Consider the following 2,857-nt stretch of genomic DNA (forward strand, 5'->3'; position numbering starts at 1 on the left):
GGCAGTGGTGTTCGTGACCCTCGGCCCGGGTGCGCTGGGCCCCGGTGCCCTGGGCTCTGGCGCGTGGGGTTCACACGGGCCGGTGGCCTCGGCGGACATCGTGACCATGGAGGTTCCCAGGGCCGGGGCGCTCCTCGTTCCGATCGGTCCCGCCGCGCCGGTGGTACCCCGGTCGCGGATCGGCTCGGCCGAGAGCGCCGTATGGAGCCCGGCTGTCCGACGGTCGACTCCGCCGGCCGCCTCCACAGTGGTGTCCCCTGTCGTGGCGGCGGCCCTGCCGTCGGCCGCTGCGCCGACCGTCGCACCGGCCCCGCCGGCCAGTCCGGTGCCCACACCTGACCCGGCCCCCACCACCGACCCACCCGCGTCAGCCCCGCCGACACCGCCCGTCGCGTCGCGCACGCCGACGCCGACCGCGACTGTTACGGCGACGCCTTCATCGGATCCGGGGCTGCTGGCGATCTGCCTGGACCCACTTCAACTGCCGTTGCTGGACCCGCTGCTCTGCCCGTCTCCGGCACCCTGAACAGCGTCCGTGTCGGCGCGGCTCAGTTCATGGCGCTGAAGTCGGGAACGGTGAGGGTGCCGTCCTCCGCGAGGGCGAAGCCCGGGTTCCAGGCGATCTCCCACAGGTGGCCGTCCAGGTCGGCGAAATAACCGGCGTAGCCGCCGTAGAAGGTCTCCCGGGCCGGCTTGGTGATCGTCGCGCCGGCCTTGGTCGCGGTGGCGATCACCTCGTCGACCTCGGTCCGGGAACGGACGTTCTGGGCGAGGGTCATCGCGCCGGTGCCCGGCCCTTCGATGCCCGCGTCCTCGGCCAACTTGTCGCGGCCCCACAGGACGACGGCCAAGCCGCCGGCCTGGAAGAAGACGGTCTCCTCGACCTCCTGGCCCCGCCAGCCGAGCTGCTCGTAGAACGCCTTCGCGCGGGCCACGTCCGCGACGCCCAGGGTGATCAGGCTGATCCGCTGCTCCATGGTCTTCAACCTATCGCCAGCAGCACGCTCGCGGCCTGATCCCATAGCAGTGACTGTGCAGGGCTAGGCGGCGATCGTCCGGGCGGTGGCGTACACGTCAGCGGGTAGGGCGTGGTCGAGGTGCCACAGGACGCGCATAGGTCGGTCGCCGGTATGCGAGTCGTAGGTCATGGTGCCGGCGTAGAGGTACGGCGGTGCGCCCAGGTCACGGTCGGCGATGCGGGTTTCCCGTACGAAGAGGTGCACTGTCGAGCCGCCCGACGTGTAGCGCTGCCCGGTCGCCGACGCCGCCGACGTGGTGCTCTGCGACTCCCACTGGAACAACGTGTCGGTGATGGCCCGGTCGGCGTACATGGTGGTGGGGGAGTAGTGCGCCTCCGACTTGACCAGGGTGACGAAGAACAGGTCGGCCTGGGCGTCGGGCAGCCACTTCACCCCCTCACGCAGTGACCCCGGGTTGGTCATCCCGAAGGCGGCACATGCCTCGTTGCGGCTGTACCGGGCGTGCACCCGCAACGGCACCGCACCCGCAGCGGCGGTCGGTGTCACTCGGTGAATGCGGTCCCGCAGCACCTCGGCGAGCTGCCGCAACTCGGTGCAGCGCGCCGGCTCCTTCCACAGCCGTGCCAGCTGCTCGTCGCGGGTCGTGAGGGGTGCGTTCGGCCCCCAGAGGCTGAAGTGCAGCATGTCCAACAGTCGGCTGTTGCCCGCGTACACCTGCTGACCTGGCGCGGGCGGTCCGGCCGCGACTCGGGTCAGCAGCTCCAGCCGGTCGATGTCGTCGGTGTGCAGCATCCGCCCGATGGCCCGGCCCAGGTCCCGGTCATCGGGGCCGGCGGCGGACGTCTCGATGCCGGCGAGCCGCCGCAGCCCGGTCCAGCCGCCGATGCTGGCCGACCGGTACACGTCCTCGACCTCCAGGCCGGTCTCGCGCAGGAACGTCGCCAGGCTGACGTCGCCGAGCTGTCGCAGCTCGGTCACCAGGCCGGTCTTCGAGGTGGGCAGCGCGCTCTTCAGGTTGGCCAGCACGACTTCCTTGGCCACCCGGTCCAGTTCGACGTGGCAGCCGCTGGGCAGGCTCGGGAAGTCGTCGCGGACCGCCTCGGTGATCGCTCGTCGACTCACCCCGGTCAGGGCACGCCACCGTAGGTCGAAGCGGAAGTTGGCGTGCTGCCCGCCGATGAAGTCGAGCACCGTGAGGCAGGGCTTGTCGTCGTCGAGGCGCAGGCCACGACCGAGCTGTTGCAGGAAGATCGTGGCGCTCTCGGTGGGCCGCAGCATCAGGATCGTGTCGACCATCGGCAGGTCGACGCCCTCGTTGAACAGGTCCACAGTGAAGAGCACCCGCAACTTGCCGGCCTTGAAGTCCCGCAGCATTCCCTTTTGCGTCGAGCGGTCGACTCCCGAGGTCACCGCCGCCGCCGCGACGCCGTGCTGCCTGAACCAGTCGGCCATGAACTCCGCGTGCCCGATGCTGACGCAGAACCCGAGCGCCCGCATCCGACCGACGTCCACCTTGTCGCTGACCGCGCGCAGCACCGACCGCGCCCGCGCGTGGTTGCCGGTGTAGAGGCCGTTGAGTTCTGCCAGGTCGTAGCCCTGGCCACGTTTCCAGGTGACCTGCGACAGGTCCACGTCGTCGTGCAGCCCGAAATACTGGAACGGCGCCAACAACTGCCTCTCCAACGCGTCCCACAGATGCAGCTCAACAGCCGCGCGGCCGTCGAACCACCGGCGCACGTCGCCGCCATCGGTCCGGTCGGGGGTCGCGGTCAGGCCCAGGAGTACACGGGGGCGCAACCGCTCCAACAGCCGCGTGTACGTCGGTGCCTCGGCGTGGTGGAACTCGTCGACGATCACCATGTCGTACGCCTCGGGGT

General features: G+C 70.4%; 2 protein-coding genes. Both read right to left on the minus strand.

Annotated elements, in window-relative coordinates:
- Positions 1 to 548 precede the first annotated feature (548 nt).
- Positions 549 to 977, minus strand: a complete 429-nt coding sequence (locus tag KBX53_RS28195; RefSeq protein ID WP_210862582.1) for a VOC family protein — start codon at positions 975 to 977, stop codon at positions 549 to 551.
- Positions 978 to 1,040: 63 nt separating this feature from the next.
- Positions 1,041 to 2,857 (minus strand): DUF3427 domain-containing protein (locus KBX53_RS28200; protein ID WP_210862584.1); only part of this gene is annotated, 1,817 nt, incomplete at its 5' end.

The sequence above is a fragment of the Micromonospora sp. M51 genome (genome assembly GCF_018070305.1).
In the GTDB taxonomy this organism is placed as follows: Bacteria; Actinomycetota; Actinomycetes; order Mycobacteriales; family Micromonosporaceae; genus Micromonospora; species Micromonospora parva.

What these genes read in the sequence shown, in the direction of transcription:
- KBX53_RS28195 (WP_210862582.1), bottom strand. Translation starts at nt 977, where the DNA reads ATGGAGCAGCGGATCAGCCTGATCACCCTGGGCGTCGCGGACGTGGCC.